This window comes from Ramlibacter monticola (assembly GCF_016722785.1).
Taxonomy (GTDB): Bacteria; Pseudomonadota; Gammaproteobacteria; order Burkholderiales; family Burkholderiaceae_C; genus Ramlibacter; species Ramlibacter monticola.
Map to the genome: position 1 here is coordinate 820,182 of NZ_JAEQNE010000001.1, position 18,188 is coordinate 838,369.

15 protein-coding genes are annotated in these 18,188 nt (G+C 70.0%); 6 read left to right on the top strand and 9 right to left on the bottom strand.

Going from position 1 to position 18,188, the window contains the following annotated elements; genetic code table 11:
• Positions 1–94 precede the first annotated feature (94 nt).
• The 6 genes from JJ685_RS03835 (at position 95) to JJ685_RS03860 (ending at position 7,264) form a co-directional block, all read left to right on the top strand.
• Positions 95–1,129, top strand: coding sequence for an aromatic ring-hydroxylating dioxygenase subunit alpha (locus JJ685_RS03835; RefSeq protein WP_201672846.1), 1,035 nt, complete (start codon positions 95–97; stop codon positions 1,127–1,129).
• Positions 1,126–2,082, top strand: a complete 957-nt coding sequence (locus JJ685_RS03840) for a PDR/VanB family oxidoreductase (RefSeq protein WP_201672848.1) — start codon at positions 1,126–1,128, stop codon at positions 2,080–2,082. The genes JJ685_RS03835 and JJ685_RS03840 overlap by 4 nt, the downstream gene beginning before the upstream one ends.
• A 26-nt stretch (positions 2,083–2,108) precedes the next feature.
• Positions 2,109–3,221, top strand: coding sequence for a 5-methyltetrahydropteroyltriglutamate--homocysteine S-methyltransferase (locus JJ685_RS03845; protein WP_201672850.1), 1,113 nt, complete (start codon positions 2,109–2,111; stop codon positions 3,219–3,221).
• A 600-nt stretch (positions 3,222–3,821) separates the two neighbouring features.
• Positions 3,822–5,165, top strand: a complete 1,344-nt coding sequence (gdhA, locus tag JJ685_RS03850) for an NADP-specific glutamate dehydrogenase (protein ID WP_201672851.1) — start codon at positions 3,822–3,824, stop codon at positions 5,163–5,165.
• A gap of 19 nt (positions 5,166–5,184) precedes the next feature.
• Complete coding sequence (locus JJ685_RS03855) at positions 5,185–6,231, top strand: response regulator transcription factor (RefSeq protein ID WP_201672853.1); 1,047 nt, start codon at positions 5,185–5,187, stop codon at positions 6,229–6,231.
• 52 nt (positions 6,232–6,283) lie between these two features.
• Positions 6,284–7,264 carry a Vgb family protein gene (locus tag JJ685_RS03860; RefSeq protein ID WP_201672855.1) on the top strand — a complete coding sequence of 327 codons (981 nt, stop codon included), beginning with the start codon at positions 6,284–6,286 and terminating at the stop codon, positions 7,262–7,264.
• A gap of 18 nt (positions 7,265–7,282) precedes the next feature.
• On the opposite strand, the gene JJ685_RS03865 is transcribed toward JJ685_RS03860, so the two are convergent.
• The 9 genes from JJ685_RS03865 to JJ685_RS03905 form a co-directional block, all read right to left on the bottom strand.
• Complete coding sequence (locus tag JJ685_RS03865; protein WP_201672856.1) at positions 7,283–8,047, bottom strand: hypothetical protein; 765 nt, start codon at positions 8,045–8,047, stop codon at positions 7,283–7,285.
• Positions 8,048–8,063: 16 nt separating this feature from the next.
• Complete coding sequence (locus JJ685_RS03870; protein ID WP_201672858.1) at positions 8,064–8,966, bottom strand: SDR family oxidoreductase; 903 nt, start codon at positions 8,964–8,966, stop codon at positions 8,064–8,066.
• Positions 8,967–9,027: 61 nt separating this feature from the next.
• Entirely contained in the window at positions 9,028–10,080 is a 1,053-nt protein-coding gene (locus JJ685_RS03875; RefSeq protein ID WP_201672860.1) for a hypothetical protein, read from the bottom strand.
• Between the two features lies 1 nt (position 10,081).
• Positions 10,082–10,858 (bottom strand): enoyl-ACP reductase FabI, encoded by a 777-nt coding sequence (fabI, locus tag JJ685_RS03880; RefSeq protein WP_201672862.1) that lies wholly within the window; start codon positions 10,856–10,858, stop codon positions 10,082–10,084.
• A 27-nt stretch (positions 10,859–10,885) separates the two neighbouring features.
• Entirely contained in the window at positions 10,886–12,070 is a 1,185-nt protein-coding gene (locus JJ685_RS03885) for an acetate/propionate family kinase (RefSeq protein WP_201672864.1), read from the bottom strand.
• Positions 12,071–12,088: 18 nt separating this feature from the next.
• Positions 12,089–13,030: a phosphate acetyltransferase gene (locus JJ685_RS03890; RefSeq protein ID WP_201672866.1), complete on the bottom strand. Its 942-nt coding sequence runs from the start codon at positions 13,028–13,030 to the stop codon at positions 12,089–12,091.
• Positions 13,027–15,393, bottom strand: a complete 2,367-nt coding sequence (locus JJ685_RS03895; protein WP_201672867.1) for a DUF3141 domain-containing protein — start codon at positions 15,391–15,393, stop codon at positions 13,027–13,029. The genes JJ685_RS03890 and JJ685_RS03895 overlap by 4 nt, the downstream gene beginning before the upstream one ends.
• Before the next feature lie 250 nt (positions 15,394–15,643).
• Positions 15,644–16,573 carry a DMT family transporter gene (locus tag JJ685_RS03900; RefSeq protein ID WP_201672869.1) on the bottom strand — a complete coding sequence of 310 codons (930 nt, stop codon included), beginning with the start codon at positions 16,571–16,573 and terminating at the stop codon, positions 15,644–15,646.
• Between the two features lie 66 nt (positions 16,574–16,639).
• Positions 16,640–18,187 (bottom strand): SpoVR family protein, encoded by a 1,548-nt coding sequence (locus JJ685_RS03905; RefSeq protein ID WP_201672871.1) that lies wholly within the window; start codon positions 18,185–18,187, stop codon positions 16,640–16,642.
• Between the last annotated feature and the right edge of the window lies 1 nt (position 18,188).

Consider the following 18,188-nt stretch of genomic DNA (forward strand, 5'->3'; position numbering starts at 1 on the left):
ATCCACCTACCGGCTTCATATTCATCAGGGATAACCCGGAATGAATGCCTCACCATGTATACAGCGCGAGGTGCCGTGACCATAATCCCGCGCCATGTTTCCCAAGAACGCCTGGTACGTCGCCTGCACCCCCGACGAGATCGATGACAAGCCCCTGGGGCGCACCGTCTGCAACGAGAAGATCGTGTTCTACCGGGCCGGCGACGGCCAGGTCGCCGCGGTGGAGGATTTCTGCCCGCACCGCGGCGCGCCGCTGTCGCTCGGCCGCGTCTGCGAAGGCCAGCTGGTCTGCGGCTACCACGGGCTGGTGATGGGCTGCGACGGCAAGACCGTCTCCATGCCCGGGCAGCGCGTCGGCGGCTTCCCGAAGATCCGCGCCTACCCGGTGGTGGAGCGCTACGGCTTCGTGTGGGTCTGGACCGGCGATGCGGCGCTGGCCGATCCCGCGAAGATCCACCACCTGGAATGGGCCGACAACCCGGACTGGGCCTACGGCGGCGGCCTGTACCACCTGAGGTGCGACTACCGCCTCATGGTCGACAACCTGATGGACCTCACGCACGAGACCTACGTGCACGCGGGCAGCATCGGCCAGAAGGAGATCGACCAGGTGCCGGTGACCACGAAGACCGAGGGCGAGCGCGTGGTCACCAGCCGCTTCATGGACAAGGTGATGGCGCCGCCCTTCTGGCGCGCCAACCTGCGCGGCAACCACCTGCCCGACGACCAGCCGGTGGACCGCTGGCAGGTGTGCCACTTCGTCCCGCCCAGCCACGTGATGATCGAGGTGGGCGTGGCGCTGGCCGGCAAGGGCGGCTACCACGCCGACGCGAAGGACAAGGTCTCTTCCATCGTGGTGGACTTCCTCACGCCCGAGACCGAGACGAGCATGTGGTACTTCTGGGGCATGGCCCGCAACTTCAACCCGAAGGACCGCAACCTCACCGCGCAGATCCGCGACGGCCAGGCGAAGGTGTTCGCCGAGGACACGGCGATCCTGGAGGCGCAGCAGCGCAACCTGTCGCAGTACCCCGACCGGCGCCTGCTGATGCTCAACATCGATGCGGGCGGCGTGCAGGCGCGCAAGATCATCGACCGGCTGGTCGCGGCCGAACGGGCGCCGGCATGACGCAGATCACCGTCCAGGTCGCGAAGCGGCGGCAGGAAGCGCTGGACATCGCCAGCTTCGAGCTGGTGAAGCCGGACGGCTCCGCCCTGCCCGGCTTCAGCGCCGGCTCGCACATCGACGTGGAGCTGCCCGGCGGCCTCACGCGCCAGTACTCGCTGTGCAACGACGCGGCGGAGCAGCATCGCTACCGCATCGCGGTGCTGCGCGACGCCAACTCGCGCGGCGGCTCCACCGCGATGCACGACTGGGTGAAGGAAGGCGACACGCTGCGCATCAGCGAGCCGCGCAACCACTTCCCGCTGGTGCACGCCGGCCGCACGCTGCTGTTCGCGGGCGGCATCGGCGTGACGCCGCTGCTGTGCATGGCGCAGCGCCTGGCCACCGCGGGCGCGGAGTTCGAACTGCACTACTGCACGCGCTCGGCCGAACGCACCGCCTTCCGCGACGAGATCGCCTCCTCGGATTACGCCGACCGCGTGCGCTTCCACTTCGACGACGGCGATGCGGCCCAGAAGCTGGACCTGGACGCGGCGCTGCGCGCCCCCGAGGCCGGTACGCACCTCTACGTCTGCGGACCCACGGGCTTCATCGACCGGGTCGTGCAGACCGCGCAGCGCCAGGGCTGGCCTGCGGAGCAGGTGCACCTCGAATACTTCGGGGCGGCGCCGCAGGATACGACGGGCGACCGCGCGTTCCAGGTGAAGCTCGCCAGCAGCGGAGCCACCTACGAGGTGCCCGCGGACAAGACCGTGGTGCAGGCCTTGCAGGCCCACGGGGTCGAGGTGCTCACGTCCTGCGAGCAGGGCGTGTGCGGCACCTGCCTCACCCGCGTGCTGCAGGGCGAATGCGAGCACCGCGACCTGTACCTCACCGAGGAGGAGAAGGCGAAGCACGACCAGTTCCTGCCGTGCTGCTCGCGCGCGAAAGGACCCCTCCTCGTCCTCGACCTCTGACCATCCTCGTTCCGGAGACGACAACCATGATGCAACTCCCTGCCCGCTACGACCACGTCGGCAGCTTCCTGCGCCCCAAGTACCTGCTGGAAGCGCGGGCGCAGAAGGCGAAGGGCGAGATCACCCCCGCCCAGCTGCGCAAGGTGGAAGACCAGGCCATCACCGAGATCGTGAAGTTCCAGGAGGACCTGGGCCTCAAGGGCATCACCGACGGCGAGTTCCGCCGCACCTACTTCCACATCGACTTCCTCGAGCAGCTCGGTGGCGTGAAGACCGACGTGCCGGTCACCATCCGCAAACCCGACGGCACCGAGGAACTCGCGCCGCCCGTGATCCGCGTGATCGACAAGGTGCGCCACGCCAAGGACATCCAGAGGGCCGACTTCGAGTACCTGAAGTCGCAGGTGTCCGCCGGCCGCACGCCCAAGGTGACCATCCCCTCGCCCACCATGCTGCACTTCCGTGGCGGCCGCGCGGGCATCAGCAAGGAGGCCTATCCCGAGCTGGAGCCGGCCTTCTACGACGACGTGGCCAAGGCCTACGGCGACGAGCTGCGCTCGCTGTACGACGCCGGCTGCCGCTACGTGCAGATGGACGACACCAACCTCGCCTACCTGTGCGACGACAAGATGCGGGAAGCCGCCCGCCAGCGCGGCGACGATCCCAACGAACTGCCGCACCGCTACGCGAAGTTCATCAACAAGGTGGTGGCGCAGAAGCCGCAGGGCATGCTGCTGGCCATGCACCTGTGCCGCGGCAACTTCAAGAGCACCCATGCCGCCGCCGGCAACTACGAGCCGGTCGCCGAGGCGCTGCTGAAGGAGATGGACATCGACGCCTACTTCATGGAGTACGACGACGCCCGCTCCGGCGACTTCCGTCCGCTGCGCTACCTTCCCAAGGGCAAGACGGTGGTGCTGGGCCTGGTCACCACCAAGTTCGGCCAGCTGGAAGACAAGGACGAACTCAAGCGGCGCATCGACGAGGCCGCGAAGTACGCGCCGATGGAGCAGCTCGCGCTGTCGCCGCAGTGCGGCTTCTCCAGCACGGTGCACGGCAACCTGATCGCGGTCGACGACCAGCGCAACAAGCTGCGGCTGGTGGTGGAGACCGCCCGGGAGATGTGGGGCGCGGACTGAAGTCGAATTGGCGCGGTCATGCGCTGGCTCGCTTCGTTGCGAGTGGGCCGGACCAGGACGGGCCTGCGCAGCGCGCGAATCAGGCAGTTCCCATCGCGCACCTGCTTCTAGCGGCGCACGGCTTGCGGCACGCGTCACCGGAGCCGCTGCACACGAACCTGGCGCGGCACAGGACCAGAGCGGGGCTGTCCGGCTCGGCGACATAAAGGAGGAGGCGCGGACGCTGCACCCACCCGGGGCGCGGTTCTCACCCGCGCCGGGGGACAGTCGCAGAGACGGACAGCCCCGCTCTGGTCCGGCAAGAAAGCCACTGCACGCACCCGCGGACTCCCCGCATCCGTCCCCCGGAAATCGGCGAAAGAACCTTTCTTTTGCGGACGGATGTTCCTTTTTGCATCCTCCGCGTACCCTTTGCGCCCTCTGCGTCCGGCTGTCCGGTTTTCGTCGTGCCTGCAGACCCTCCCGCCCTCGTCGTGCCGGAATGCAGGAAAAGAGCCTTTTTCGCCGCGATGTGACGCTTGTGGCAAACGAATAGCCCCTCGGAATCGGCGCCTCGCGATCCGGCAAATAATGAAGGGTTCAGTTCATCGACCCCGCCAAGTGAAATACCAGTCCGTACACGAATTCCTGGCCCACGTGGCCGACCGCAACCCCGGCCAGCCTGAATACCTGCAGGCGGTCAGCGAGGTGATGGAAAGCCTGTGGCCCTTCATCGGCCGCCACCCGAAATACGCCGAGCACGGCCTGCTGGACCGCCTGGTCGAACCCGAGCGCATGATCCAGTTCCGCGTGAGCTGGGTCGACGACCACGGCGACGTGCAGGTCAACCGCGGCTTCCGCATCCAGCACAGCTCCGCGATCGGCCCCTACAAGGGCGGCCTGCGCTTCCACCCCTCGGTCAACGCCTCCATCCTGAAGTTCCTGGCCTTCGAGCAGACCTTCAAGAACGCGCTCACCACGCTGCCCATGGGCGGCGGCAAGGGCGGCAGCGACTTCGATCCCAAGGGCCGCAGCCCGGGCGAAGTCATGCGCTTCTGCCAGGCCTTCATCACCGAGCTGTACCGCCACATCGGCGCCGACACCGACGTGCCGGCCGGCGACATCGGCGTGGGCGGCCGCGAGGTGGGCTACATGGCCGGCATGTTCAAGAAGCTGAGCAACCGCGCCGACTGCGTGTTCACCGGCAAGGGCCTGGCCTTCGGCGGCTCGCTGATCCGTCCGGAAGCCACCGGCTACGGCACCGTGTACTTCGCGCAGGAGATGCTGCAGCGCCAGGGCCGCAGCTTCGAAGGCCTGCGCGTGAGCGTCTCGGGCTCGGGCAACGTGGCCCAGTACGCCATCGAGAAGGCCCTCGCTCTGGGCGCCAAGGTCGTCACCGTCTCCGACTCCAGCGGCACCGTGATCGACGAGGACGGCTTCACCACCGGGAAGCTGGCCGAACTGATGGAGGTGAAGAACCACCTGTATGGCCGCGTGAGCGACTACGCGCAGCGCACCAAGAGCAACTTCCACGCGGGCATCCGGCCCTGGAGCGTGAAGGTCGACGTGGCCCTGCCCTGCGCCACGCAGAACGAGCTGGACGAGAACGACGCCCGAACGCTGGTCAAGAACGGCGTGCTGTGCGTGGCCGAGGGCGCCAACATGCCCTCGACGCTGGGCGCCGTGCAGGTGTTCGAGCAGGCCCGCGTGCTGTACGCGCCGGGCAAGGCCAGCAACGCCGGCGGCGTGGCGACCTCCGGCCTGGAGATGAGCCAGAACGCCATGCGCCTGTCCTGGCCGCGCGAGGAAGTCGACGCGCGCCTGCTGGGCATCATGCGCGGCATCCACGAAGCCTGCGTGCAGCACGGCCGCCGCGACGACGGTTCCGTCAGCTACGTGGACGGCGCCAACGTCGCCGGCTTCGTCAAGGTCGCGGACGCCATGCTGGCGCAAGGCGTGATCTGATCTCGGCCACAATGCGCTCATGGCGCAAGTGCTGTTGATCGAGGACGACGTCGCCCAGCGGATGATCGCGAGCTTCGCGCTCAGGAAAGCCGGGCACCAGGTGCGGGAAGCCGCGGACGGCGAGCAGGGGCTCGCCGCCGTGCGCGAGTCCCCGCCGGAAGTCGTCGTCTGCGACGTGATGATGCCGGGCATCAGCGGCTACGAGGTCGTGGCGGCGCTGCGCGCCGACCCCGGCCTCGTCAACCTCCCGGTGATCCTGCTCACGGCCATGTCCGACCGCGAGCACATGCGGCAGGGCATGACGTCGGGCGCCGACGACTACCTCACCAAGCCCTACCGCCCCAACGAGCTGTGCGACGCCATCGCGGCGGTGCTCGCGCGCCGGCAGGCGCAGCAGAAAGCATTCATCGACTCCATGTCCGGCATGGTCGAGAACGCGCTCGAGGAACAGAAGGAAACGCTGGGCCGCCAGTACGAGTCGCGGCTGCAGCGCGAGATCAACGCGCGCTGGAAGCGCAGCGTCGCCCCCGGGGCCGACGTGCGCTACGAGCACGCCTTCGTGCTGCTGGCGGACCTGCTCGGCAGCACGCTGCAGCAGGACCCGAACGCGCTCGCCGAACGCCTCAAGCACGCGCAGCAGAGTGCATTGGATACTTTCTACCTCTTCGGCGCCCTGCACGTCCTGCCCTATGGCGGCAAGGTGATCGCCGTGTTCGCCGGCGACGCCGCCATGCCGACGCCGGTGGAACTGCGCGTCCTGCGCGCCGCGGTGACCCTCGCCAGGGCCGCGCCGCCCGAGCGGCCGGTCACCCTCGGCCTGCACGCCGGCCCGATCGCGATCGTCACCGTGAACGACGGGCTGCACGGCGATCACGGCCAGGCGCCGGTGCCCGGCGAAACCATGAACCTCGTGAGCGCGCTGGAGGAAACGGCGGCCGCCAGCGGCTGGCGCATCGCCGTCTCGCGGGCCGTGGCGGCCGCGTTCGCCGAGACGGCGGCCTTCGGCCGCCGCAGCGTCACGGCGGGCGGCGAGCCTGCCATCGAAGTGGTCGGCCTGGTCCCTTGAGGCGGGCGCCGCGGCGGCGCAGAATGCCTGCGCAGTTCCGCAGGAGCCCCCGATGTCCACGCATCCCACCCGGCGGCCGGTGCTGGCCGCGCTCGCCGCCGCCTGCCTGCCCCTGCCGGTGCACGCGCAGGCCAGGCCCTCCATGCAGTCGTGGAAGCTCGCCACGTCCACGCGCACCGGCATCCACGACGTCGCGCCGGCGCCCGATGGCGGCGTCTGGTTCAGCGCGCAGGCGAGCGGGCACCTGGGCTGGTTCGAACCCGCGACCGGCCGCACCGAGCTGGTCGCGCTCGGGCGCGGCTCTTCGCCGCACGGCGTCATCCAGGGTCCCGACCGGGCGGCCTGGCTCACCGACGGCGGGCAGAACGCGATCGTGCGGGTGACCTGGCCGCAGCGGGCCGTCACCGTCTTCCCGCTGCCGGCCGGCACGTCCTACACGAACCTCAACACCTGCGCCTTCGACGGCGACGGCGATCTGTGGTTCACCGGGCAGAGCGGCTACGTCGGCCGCGTGGCGGTGCGCAGCGGGCAGGTCACGGTGAAGGAAGCGCCGCGCGGGCGCGGCCCGTACGGCATCTGCTCCACGCCGTCGGGCGAGGTCTGGTGGTGCTCGCTGGCCGGCTCCTACATCGCGCAGATCGACCGCAAGACCGGCGACTCGCGGATCGTGGAGCCGCCGACGCGCGGCCAGGGGGCGCGGCGCGTCTGGAGCGACAGCCAGGGCCGCATCTGGGTGAGCGAATGGAACAGCGGCCAGCTCTCCATGCACGACCCGGCCAGCAAGGCCTGGCGCGCCTGGCGCGTGCCGGGCGGCAACCCGATGATCTACGCCGTGTACGTGGACGACCGCGACCGGCCCTGGGTGAGCGATTTCGGCGGCAACGCGATCTGGTCCTTCGACCTGGCGAGCGAGAAGTTCGAGCGGCATGCGCTGCCGCGCGAGAGCGCGAACGTGCGGCAGATCCTCGGGCGCAAGGGCGAGGTGTGGCTGCCGGAGAGCGGGACGGAGCACATCACGGTGATCCGGACCTGAGGCGGCCCCTTCCGGCGCTCAGGGCGGCGGCCGCAGCCAGGCGGCGTCGAACGCCTCGCCGGCGCGCATGTCGGCGATGAAGGCCAGCAGGCCAGGCACGCCGCGCTGGCGCAGCCAGGGCCGCAGCTCGTGCCCCGCCGCGGCGTAGACCGGCCGGATCTCCGGCTCGCCGCGCGCCCTGCGCTCCGCGTTGCCCGCCTCGCCGTAGGCCCCCACGGCATCCAGCCATTCGCGCCGGGTGCGGAACTCGCGCAGTTGCACCGGCGAGGGCCGGCGCACGCCGGAGTCCACCAGGAAGCGCCAGTGCGCCTCCGAATGCGGGGGCGCCTCGCTCAGGGCCACGGCCACGCCCTCGTCGAACCACTGCGGCAGGCGCAGCGCCGCGCGGAAGCCGAGGCGCTCGTGCAGTTCCGCGTGCGACCACTCGTGGGCGATGAAATGCCAGTCCAGGCCGCGCGGCGACACGAGGATGCGGTCGCCGTAGACCTTGGCGACGGACCCCATGCCGCCGAATCCCTCGTAGCAGGCTTCCGTGACGCAGGCGTGCACGATCGGGCGCGACGCGACGCCGCCGTAGCCGGCGCGGATGGCGGCGCGGGCCCGCTCCATCGCCTGCCGCAGGGACTCCCGCGTCGCGGCGTCGGTGCCGGCCTGCACGTACAGCTCCGGCGTGACCCGCTCCAGCCCGAAGGCGGTCGGCGCGAGCAGCTTGGTGCCGCGCACGACGCTGCAGCCCGCCAGCGCGAGGCAGAGGAGCGCGGAGAGCCACCCGGCGGTGCGCATGCGGGCCGCCACGCGATCAGCGCTGCGCCTTGTCCTTCGCGTTCTGCGCCTCGATGCGCTCGCGCGCGGCCTGCCAGTCGGCATCGCTCCATTCGCGCAGCTCGTAGAAGTTGCCGCCGGTGGCGAGCGCGTTGCCGCCGTCCATCATGATGCTCTGGCCGGTGAGCCAGTCGCACTGCCCCGGCGCCATCAGGAAGGCCGCGAGGTTCTGCAGCTCGACCAGCTTTCCCGGCCGCGCCATGGGGTTGCGCGCGCGGCTGCGCGCCCCCGGCTCCTCGCCCGGGTTGAGCCGCTTGCTCATGCCCTCGGTGGGAATCTCGCCGGGGCCGACCGCATTGAGGCGCACGCCGTGGCGCGCCCATTCGACCGCCAGCGACTTGGTCATCACCTCGATGCCCGCCTTGCTCATGGCCGAGGGCACCACGTAGGGGCTGCCGTTGTCCACCCAGGTGGTGATGATGCTCATCACGCTGCGCCAGGGGCGCTCCGGCGTCCACTGCCCCGCCTTGGCCTCGGCCACCCAGCGCCGGCCGACGGCCTGCGTCACGTAGAAGGTGCCGTGGAAGACGATGTTGGCGATCGCGTCGAAGGCGCGCGGCGACAGCGATTCGGTCGGCGCGATGAAGTTGCCTGCCGCGTTGTTCACCAGCCCCGTGAGGCCGCCGCCCTCCCACAGGGATTGCACCATCTCCTCCACCGCCTGCGGCACGCGGATATCCAGGCCGAAGGTGTCGACGCGCCGGCCGGGAAAGCGTTCGCGCCAGGCCGCGGCCGTCTCGTCGCACACGCTCTTGCGGCGGCCGCAGATGGCGACCTCGGCGCCCAGTTCCAGGAAGCGTTCGGCCATGGCCCGGCCCAGGCCGGTGCCGCCGCCGGTGACCAGGATGCGCTGGCCGGCGAACAATTGCGTTGCGTACATGGCGTCTCCTCGCGGGCTGCGCCCGGTGGGCCGCAATGTAGCAGCGCCGCGGCGGGTGCTCCTAGAGGAAGCGCTCGGCCTGCGCCAGCAGGTCCTTGCGGGCCGGCAGCTCGGAGCGCGGGCAGCGCACGAAGGCGATCACCGCCTTCAGCTGCTCGCCCACGCGCAGCTCGGCGAGCTGCAGGACCTGGTGCGGTTCGGCACTGCCTGGCTTCACCTTCACGTTCATCCGGCTCAGGTGGAGCTGCGTCCGTTCCAGGGCGACATGCTTCGTGGGGTGGCCGAAGACCTCCTCGATCAGCGCGAGGCTGCCGTCCAGGGTGGCGAGCCTGGACTTCGGATCCATGGCGTGGTCCAGATCGAGCCGCGCCCGTTCGATCCGCCGCGCGAGCACGGTCGGGTCTTCGGAGAAGCTCCCCACGCCGTCGCGCACCTGCTTCAGCAGGCGCGAGCGGATGGCCTGCAGGTGCTTGTGCTGGGCATCCGGCGCGCCCTGCTCGTCGGCCTCGAGGACGCGGGCCAGCGTCAGCTGCGCCAGCCGCAGCATGAGGCGCTTGCCGGCTTCCTCCCGGACCTGCTCCAGGGACGCGGCAGGCGACAACAGCCTGTGGCCGGTGAAGTTGACCGTGGTCTGCGGCACGTCCTGCGTGAGCACGCCGTTCTCCATGCTCGGCGCGAACACCGTCCTTTCCTCGCGCTGCATGCCCAGCAGCGCGAAGGCCTCCGTCGCCATCGCGTTCGTCTCGAAGAAGGCCCGCAGCTCCTGGCTGCGGCCCAGCAAGGCCGGGATATCCTCGGCCCGGCCGAAGAACGCATTGATGCAGGGATCGGGGCCCCAGCTGGCGCGCGCCAGCGGCACCGGGTCCAGCGGCAGGCGTCCGAGTTCGCGCAGGTAGGCGATGGTGGCACGCACGCTCGGCGCGAGCCGCTCCCGGTAATCCCCGCGGGCGCGCACCCTGGGCTCCACCGTGTCGACGATGGTGTCCGTGAGTTCGGCAACGAGCCCCCGGTCCTGGTCCGGTTCCTCGTCGGCCCCCGAACTCCAGAGCCTGCCGAAGAGGGCGGCCAGCGCCTGGCCGAAGCCGGACCCGCCGTCGACGCTGTCGGCCCGCATGTCAGCCCATGATGTGCACGCCGCCGTCGACGTACACGGTGCCGCCCGTGATGCGCCGCGCGTACGGCGTGGCCAGGTAGGCGCAGGCGAAGCCCACGTCCATGATGTCCACCAGTTCGCCCACCGGCGCCTTGTGCATCGCCTCGTTGAGCAGCAGGTCGAAGTCCTTCAGCCCGGAGGCGGCGCGCGTCTTCAAGGGCCCCGGCGAGACCGGGTGCACGCGGATGCCCCTGGACCCGAGCTCGTACGCGAGATAGCGGCAGCTGGCCTCCAGCGCCGCCTTCACCGGGCCCATGACGTTGTAGTTGGACACGACCTTCTGGGCGCCGTGGTAGCTCATGGCCAGCATCGTGCCGCCCTCCTTCATCAGCGGGGCGGCGAGCCGCGCCATGCGGATGAAGGAGTGGCAGGAGACGTCCATGGCCTTGCCGAAGCCCTCGGCGCTGCAATCCAGCAGGCCGCCCTGAAGGTCTTCCTTGGGCGCCCAGGCCACCGAGTGCACCAGGATGTCCAGCCGGCCCCAGTCCTTCGCGATCCGCTCGAACACGGCTTCCATCTCGCCGGGGGTGGACACGTCCAGCGGCAGCAGGAAGCGCGCGTCGAGATTGCGCGCCAGCGGCTCGACATAGGAGCGGGACTTCTCGTTCAGGTAGGTCAGCCCCAGCTCGGCGCCGAGCTGGTGAAAGGCCGCCGCGCAGCCGTAGGCGATCGAATGTTCGTTGGCCACGCCGACCACCAGCGCCTTCATGCCCTTCAGGGGCGGGGTGGGAACCTGCATCGTGCTCTCTCCCTCCGGTCCGATCTCTCAGGCGGCCGCGATGATCGCGCGCGTGTGGCGCGCGATCATCAGCTCCTCGTTGGTGGGCACCACCCAGGCCGCCGTGCGGCTGCCGGCCGCGCTGATGCGCGGTCCGCCCTTCGTGTTCGCCGCCGGGTCGAGCTCCACGCCCAGCCAGCGGGCGTCCTCGCAGACGCGGTGCCGGACCAGGGACGCGTTCTCGCCGATGCCCCCGGTGAACACCAGCGCGTCCAGCCCGCCCAGCGCAGCGGCCAGCGAGCCGAGCTCGCGCCGGATGCGGTACACGTACAGGTCGACGGCCGTGCGCGCCCGCGCATCCTCGCTCGCCAGCAGCGCCCGCATGTCGCTGGAGATGCCGGACACGCCCAGCAGCCCGGACTGGCTGTACACCAGCTTCTCGATCGCGCGCGCATCCATGCCCCGCTGGTCCATCAGGTACAGGATCACGCCGGGATCGAGTGCGCCGCAGCGCGTGCCCATGGGCAGGCCGTCCACGGCCGTGAAGCCCATGGTGCTCGCCATGCTGCGGCCCTCCGCGAGCGCGCACATGCTCGCCCCGTTGCCCAGGTGCAGCACGATCGTGCGGCCCCGCGCCAGGCGCTCGTCCAACTGCGGCAGGACGGACGCGATGTATTCGTAGGACAGCCCGTGGAAGCCGTAGCGCCGCACGCCCTCGGCGTGGTACTGCGCCGGCAGCGCGAACATCTGCGCCAGCTCGGGGTTGCCGCGATGGAAGGCGGTGTCGAAGCAGGCGACCTGGGGCAGCGCGGGCTGCCGTTCCAGCAGCAGCGCGACCGGGGCCAGGTTGTGCGGCTGGTGCAGCGGCGCCAGCGGCTCGAAGGCGCGCAGGGCCTGCAGCACCTGCGCGTCGATGCGCACCGGCGCCGCATACTGCATGCCGCCGTGCACCACGCGGTGCCCGACCGCCACCAGCCGGTCCCCCTTGAAGTGCTCACGCACGAAGGGGACGAGGTGGTCCAGCGCTCCGGCGTGGTCCAGCTTCACGCCCTCGCCCCAGTCCTTCTCGGCGATCAGCTCGCCCGCGGCGTCCTTCGCGACGAAACGCGGCTTGGTGTAGAGGCCCTCCACCTGCCCGCGCAGCGCGAGGTCCATGTCCGCGCCGCGCAGCAGGAACACCGAGTACTTGATGCTGGAGGAGCCGGCGTTGAGGACGACGATCGCGTCAGCCATGGCTTCGTCCCCCCCGGTTCACTGCACCACCTTCGACAGCGCCTCGCGGCGCGCATGCGCCACCAGCGAGGCCACCGCGCAGGACGCCAGCCGCGCCGTCACCGAGTCGGCGCGGCTCGTCAGGATGATCGGCACCTTCGCCCCGAGCACGATGCCGGCGGCATCGGCGCCCGCCAGGAAGCTCAGGCTCTTGGCGAGCATGTTGCCCGCTTCCAGGTCCGGCACGATCAGCACGTTGGCCCGGCCGGCCACGGGAGAGTCGATCTTCTTGATCTTCGCGGCCTGCAGGTCGATCGCGTTGTCCAGCGCCAGCGGCCCGTCCAGGATGCCGCCGGTGATCTGCCCGCGGTCCGCCATCTTGCACAGCGCCGCGGCCTCGATCGTGGTCGGCACCTTGGGGTTGACGGTCTCCATGGCCGACAGGATCGCCACCCGCGCCTCCCCGACGCCCAGCGCGTGCACCAGGTCGATCGCGTTCTGCACGATGTGGACCTTGTCCTCCAGGGTGGGGGCGATGTTGACCGCGGCATCGGAAATGACCAGCGGCGTGTCGTGCGCGGGCACGTCCATCACGAAGCAGTGGCTGATGCGGCGCGAGGTGCGCAGGCCGGTCTCGCGGGCGACCACGGCCCCCATCAGTTCGTCGGTGTGCAGGCTGCCCTTCATCAGGCATTCCGCGCGGGCCTCGCGCACCAGCCGAACCGCTTCCGCGGCGGAGGCATGGCTGTGGGCCGCGTCGACGATCTCGAAGCGCGAGATGTCGATGTCGGCCTGTTCCGCCACCGCGCGGATCTTCGCGACCGGGCCCACCAGGATGGGCGCGATCAGCCCCAGCCTGGCGGCGTCGATGGCGCCCGTGAGGGACGACACGTCGCACGGGTGCGCGACCGCCGTGGGCACGGGTGGCAGGGATTTCGCCCGCGCCAGCAGGCGCTCGTAGTTTTGGTGGGAGCCGCTCATGACGATGCCCTCCGGGAAGATCGGGTGGTGATGGGCCGCACCTTGCCGCCGCTGGCGGCGACGGCGGCGGCGTGGCCGTTGCCGCCCACCGTGGTGCGGATGCGCTCCAGCATCGCGAGCTGTTCGGGCAGCGGCTTGAGCTTCTGCACCCGCTCGTCCTTCAGCACGCGATCGAGCAGCGCCAGCAGGCGGTCGCGGTCCGCCGGGTTGCGCAACAGGCGCGGCAGGGTCTGGATCGCCTGCTCGGGTGCGTAGCGCACGATCAGCTCCTGCGCGCCGCGGACGCGGCGGGCCTCGTCCATGGGGATCTGCGGCAGCAGCTCCTTGTAGTCGCCCAGCAGTTCCTTCTTCAGCTGCAGGCGCGCCAGCGGCAGGGGTTCGCCCTTGCGCGCCAGCAGGAAGGCGGCGCGCGCGGCCGCCTCGGCATAGCCCCCTTCCTCGATGGCGGCCAGTGCTTCCTTCACCTCCGCCAGCTCGCGCGGATCGCCGGCGGCGGCCGGCCCCGCCTTTTCTTCCGCCCGGTCGGCGAGGTGCAGCGAGAACAGGTTGCCGTAGGTGCCGAAGAACTGCGCCTCGCTCAGCGCGTCGCGCACGCCGCGGTAGTAGTCCAGCGCGGCGCTGGTGAGCTCGGACATCAGCTTCTCGTTCTTGCGCAGGGCGTGCTCCGGCGGCAGCGCCTTGCGCTGCTGCTTCACGGCCTCGGCGGTGGGCTTGAGCCACCACATCGCCGGATTCAGGTCCGACCAGGCCCAGCGCTGCATGCGCAGCGGGTGGAAGGTGCGCTGCATCTGCCCGCCGAACTCGCTCGACATGGCCTGCACCAGCGGACGCGCGAACAGCTCGTAGGCGCGCTGGTTGAAGTCGGAGATGGCAGAGACCGCCTCGAAGGGCTTCTCGTCGGCGCGCTGGAAGCGGTTCAGGTGGCGCGCCACGTCCTCGAGGCTGCGCTCCTCGAAGCTGACCTCGTAGGCCGGCTTGCCGTCGCCGCCCTTGCTCTCGGCAATGTGCATGGCATAGAGGCCCGGCGGCAGCATCTCGATCGATTCCATCACGTTGACGATCTGGGCGTGCTCCTTCTTGGCCACCTTGCCGGAGACGAAGATGCCCAGGTGCCCGATGTCCTTGTGCAACAGGCCCACGATCACCTGGCCGCGCGCCTTGATCTCCTCGGTGCTGCCGTAGACGTCGGCCACCCAGTTGAAGGCCTGCTCCGGCGGCGTGATGTTGTCGCCCAGGGAGGCGAACAGGATCATCGGCACCTTCATCGCGCGCAGGTCGAACACGCCGCCCTCGCCGTTCTGCACCCCGCCCTTCCACAGCTTGTTGCCCACGAACAGGTTGCGGGTGATCCACTCGATCTCCTCGCGGTTCATCAGGTAGAAGCCGCCCCACCAGCGCTCGAACTCCAGGAAGCGCGGCGGCTCGGTGTCGGCGTTGGCGAACACGTGGTAGTACTTGTCCCAGTAGGTGTTCGCGGGGTTGAGGTTCTCGAAGTTCTGCACCAGCCAGGCGCCGTCGAACTTGCCGCCGGCGAGGTCGGAGGTCAGGGACGCGAGCCAGGTGCCGCCCATCATGCCGCCGGCATAGCGCATGGGGTTGTCGCCCTCGCCTTCCTCGAAGGCGCCGCCCCAGTAGGACATGGGCGCGCCGTTGATCACCACCGGGCCGGTGTCATCGGGGTTGGAGGACGCCAGCATCATCGCGGCCCAGCCGCCCTGGCAGTTGCCCACGATGGCCGGCTTGGAGGCCTCGGGGTGCAGCCGCCGGACATGCTGCACGAACAGCGCTTCCGTGTTGCACACGTCCAGCAGCGTCTGCCCGGGCTCCGGGTCGGGGAAGAAGATCACGAAGTACACCGGATGGCCCGCGCGGATCGCGACGCCCACCTGGGAGTCGTCCTTGAAGCCGCCGATGCCGGGGCCGTGGCCGGCGCGCGGGTCGATGATCACGTAGGGCCGCAGCGTGTCGTCCACCTTCACGCGCTCCGGCGGGACGATGCGGACCAGCGCGTAGTTGACCGGCCGCTGCAACGTGCGGGCGTCGAGCACCATGTCGTACTCGAAGTGCAGCACCGGGGGCAGCCCGGCGCGCGTGTGGTCGACGTAGATGTTGCCGCGCTCGCGCAGCGCGTCCCAGAACAGGACCGAGCGCTGGGCGAAGTCGACCGCGTAGTCGGCCGCGCCGCTCCAGGCGTCCATCGGCGAGGTAACCGACGGGACCTCGGCCCCGCCGTGGCGTTCCCGGGCCTCCTTGACGCGGGCGGCGAAATGTTCCTGGGCGACGGTGAGCCGCTTCTGGAGAAGTTGCCCGACCTTGGCGCCGAGGTCGGTGCTGCGGGCGAGGTGGCGGGTGGGATCGGACATGGCTGCTCCCTCAGTGCAAGAAAGGTCTGCCCCGCGGGAGCGCGCGCGCCAGGTCCTGCCCCATGGCCTGCTCCCCGCCGGGGCTCGCGTCATGGTCGCGTCTTGCTGCAGTGCACACCATTGGACCAAGGTCCAATCCAACCCGGCAAGAGCCGATCTCGGTGCTCGCCGGACTGGCCACCCAGGCGGCGGCGGGGACGCAGAAGCTGCACGCGGACGAGGCCGCCGGCGCCGCCGGCGCGGTGCCGGCCTAGGAGTCCGCGCGGCGGACCGCGGGTGGGCCGCCGGGCGCCCCGCCCTTCTCTCCCCGGCGCGTGAGGGCCAGCGCCAGCGCGCTGCCGCAACAGAGCATCGCGCCGAGCTGGTAGGCCCCCAGCGGTTCCCGGTGCACGATGGCGCCGGTGACCATCGCCACGATGGGCACCATCACCGAGGAGATCCCGGCCACGCTGGCAGGCAGCAGGCCGACGATGGCGAACCAGGCGGCGTTGCCGATCGCCATCGGCACCACCGTGATGTACGAGATGACGAGGATCGACTGCCACGAGGGCGCGAACCAGTGGCCCCAGCCGATCCAGAGCGCGCCGACCCACAGCGGCCCGGCGGCGATCAGCAGCTGCCAGCCGGTGAGAACCAGCGCCGGCGCGGGTACGGCGGCCCGCTTGAGCAGGACCGTTCCGAGGGCCCAGCCGAGACCTGCCGTGAGCCCGAGCACGAAGCCCGCCGGCGCCTGCGCGTAGGCCGCGCGCGCGGGCACCAGCAGCAGGCCGACGCCGAGGGCGGCGAGCGCCACCGCCAGGAACATGCGCGGCGTCGGTCGTTCGCCGAACAGCGCCCATGCCGCCAGAACCGTCCACATCGGCATGGTGAAGCCGAGGATCGCCGCCTGGCCGGAGGGGATCAGGATCGCGGCGTAGGTGCTCGCGAGGTTCCAGACCATGAGGTACACGAGGGCCGCGCCGACCACGGCGGCCCAGTGGGCCCGCGGGATGGCGATGGACATGCCGCGGGCACGGGCGAAGGCGAGCAGCAGCAGGCCGGCAGCGGTGAGGCTCACGGCGCGGAAGGTCCAGACGGAGACCTCGCGCACGGCGAGGGGGAACAGCGCCCAGTTGGTGCCCCAGACGAGGGTGAGGACGAGGACGAGGGGAAGCGCCTTGGCGGCGGCAGGGCGGGACATGGGCGTCGATGATGCGTCACCCCCGCGCGGGCGGGGGTGAGGTGCGGGCGGGAGGCCGACGCCGGCCTAGTGATGCTGCGGAGGCGTGACCTCCCAATGCTGCATCACCCGATCATGCCCGTCCACGCTCTCCAGCCGGACCCGGAAGCCCCACAGGCGCGCCACGTGCTTCACCACTTCCTCCGCGCTGTTGTCCAGCGGGCGGTCGTTGTGGCGGATGTGGCGCAGCGTGAGCGAGCGGTCGCCGCGGGCGTTCACGTTCCACACCTGGATGTTCGGCTCGCGCCAGCCCAGGTCGTGCTGCCGCGACAGCGATTCGCGCAGCCGGCGGTAGCCCTGCCCGTCGTGGATGGCCGAGACTTCCAGCTCCGACTGCGCCGCGTCGTCCAGCACCGCGAACAGCCGCAGGTCGCGCATCAGCTTCGGGCTCAGGTACTGGCCGATGAAGCTCTCGTCCTTGAAGTGCCGCATCGCGTAGTCGAGCGACTTGATCCAGTCCGTTCCCGCGAGCTCCGGGAACCACTCGCGGTCCTCGTCGGTGGGGTTCTGGCAGATGCGCTTGATGTCCGTGAACATCGCGAAGCCCAGCGCGTACGGGTTGATCCCGCTGTACGCGGGGTGCGTCACCGGCGGCTGGAACACCACGTTGGTGTGCGAGCTCAGGATCTCCATCATGTAGCCGTCCGAGAGCATGCCCTCGTCGTACATGGTGTTGAGCAGCGTGTAGTGCCAGAAGGTGGCCCAGCCCTCGTTCATCACCTGGGTCTGGCGCTGCGGATAGAAATACTGCGCGATCTTGCGCACGATGCGCACGATCTCGCGCTGCCAGGGCTCCAGCAGCGGCGCGTTCTTCTCGATGAAGTACAGGATGTTCTCCTGCGGCTCGTCGGGGAAGCGCCTGGCCTTCTTCTCCGCCTGCTTGCCCGACTTCGTAGGCAGCGTGCGCCACAGGTCGTTGACCTGCTGCTGGAGGTAGGCCTCGCGCTCCTTGCGCCGGTTCTCTTCCTCCACCATCGAGATCTTCTGCGGCCGGCGATAGCGGTCCACGCCGTAGTTCATCAGGGCGTGGCATGCGTCCAGCACCTGCTCCACCGCGTCGATGCCGTAGCGTTCCTCGCATTCGGAGACGAAGCTCTTGGCATAGACCAGGTAGTCGATGATCGAGCTGGCGTCCGTCCACATGCGGAACAGGTAGTTGCCCTTGAAGAAGGAGTTGTGGCCGAAGCAGGCGTGCGCCATCACCAGCGCCTGCATCGGCATCGTGTTCTCCTCCATGAGGTAGGCGATGCAGGGATCGGAGTTGATCACGATCTCGTAGGCCAGCCCCATGTGACCGCGCCGGTAGCTCTTCTCGCTCTGGATGAAGTGCTTGCCGTAGGACCAGTGGCGGTAGTTCACCGGCATGCCGACCGAAGCGTAGGCATCCAGCATCTGCTCGGAGGAGATCAGCTCCAGCTGCGTCGGGTACGTGTCCAGGCCGAAGCGCTCCGCCGTGCGGCGGATCGCCTGGAAGTAGGTGTCGATCAGCTCGAAGTTCCAGTCGGAGGGGCTGGGCAGACGCTTGGTCTCGTCCTTCCGGACGTCCGTCGGGGTCAGGAGTTCAGCTTCAGTCACA

Bases quoted from the DNA above. Each gene is read 5' to 3' on its own strand.
- JJ685_RS03835 (WP_201672846.1), top strand. From the start codon at position 95: ATGTTTCCCAAGAACGCCTGGTACGTCGCCTGCACCCCCGACGAGATC.
- JJ685_RS03900 (WP_201672869.1), bottom strand. From the start codon at position 16,573: ATGTCCCGCCCTGCCGCCGCCAAGGCGCTTCCCCTCGTCCTCGTCCTC.
- JJ685_RS03875 (WP_201672860.1), bottom strand. From the start codon at position 10,080: ATGCGGGCCGACAGCGTCGACGGCGGGTCCGGCTTCGGCCAGGCGCTG.
- JJ685_RS03855 (WP_201672853.1), top strand. From the start codon at position 5,185: ATGGCGCAAGTGCTGTTGATCGAGGACGACGTCGCCCAGCGGATGATC.
- JJ685_RS03890 (WP_201672866.1), bottom strand. From the start codon at position 13,030: ATGAGCGGCTCCCACCAAAACTACGAGCGCCTGCTGGCGCGGGCGAAA.
- JJ685_RS03870 (WP_201672858.1), bottom strand. From the start codon at position 8,966: ATGTACGCAACGCAATTGTTCGCCGGCCAGCGCATCCTGGTCACCGGC.
- fabI (WP_201672862.1), bottom strand. From the start codon at position 10,858: ATGCAGGTTCCCACCCCGCCCCTGAAGGGCATGAAGGCGCTGGTGGTC.
- JJ685_RS03865 (WP_201672856.1), bottom strand. From the start codon at position 8,047: ATGCGCACCGCCGGGTGGCTCTCCGCGCTCCTCTGCCTCGCGCTGGCG.
- JJ685_RS03885 (WP_201672864.1), bottom strand. From the start codon at position 12,070: ATGGCTGACGCGATCGTCGTCCTCAACGCCGGCTCCTCCAGCATCAAG.
- JJ685_RS03840 (WP_201672848.1), top strand. From the start codon at position 1,126: ATGACGCAGATCACCGTCCAGGTCGCGAAGCGGCGGCAGGAAGCGCTG.
- JJ685_RS03860 (WP_201672855.1), top strand. From the start codon at position 6,284: ATGTCCACGCATCCCACCCGGCGGCCGGTGCTGGCCGCGCTCGCCGCC.
- JJ685_RS03895 (WP_201672867.1), bottom strand. From the start codon at position 15,393: ATGTCCGATCCCACCCGCCACCTCGCCCGCAGCACCGACCTCGGCGCC.
- JJ685_RS03845 (WP_201672850.1), top strand. From the start codon at position 2,109: ATGATGCAACTCCCTGCCCGCTACGACCACGTCGGCAGCTTCCTGCGC.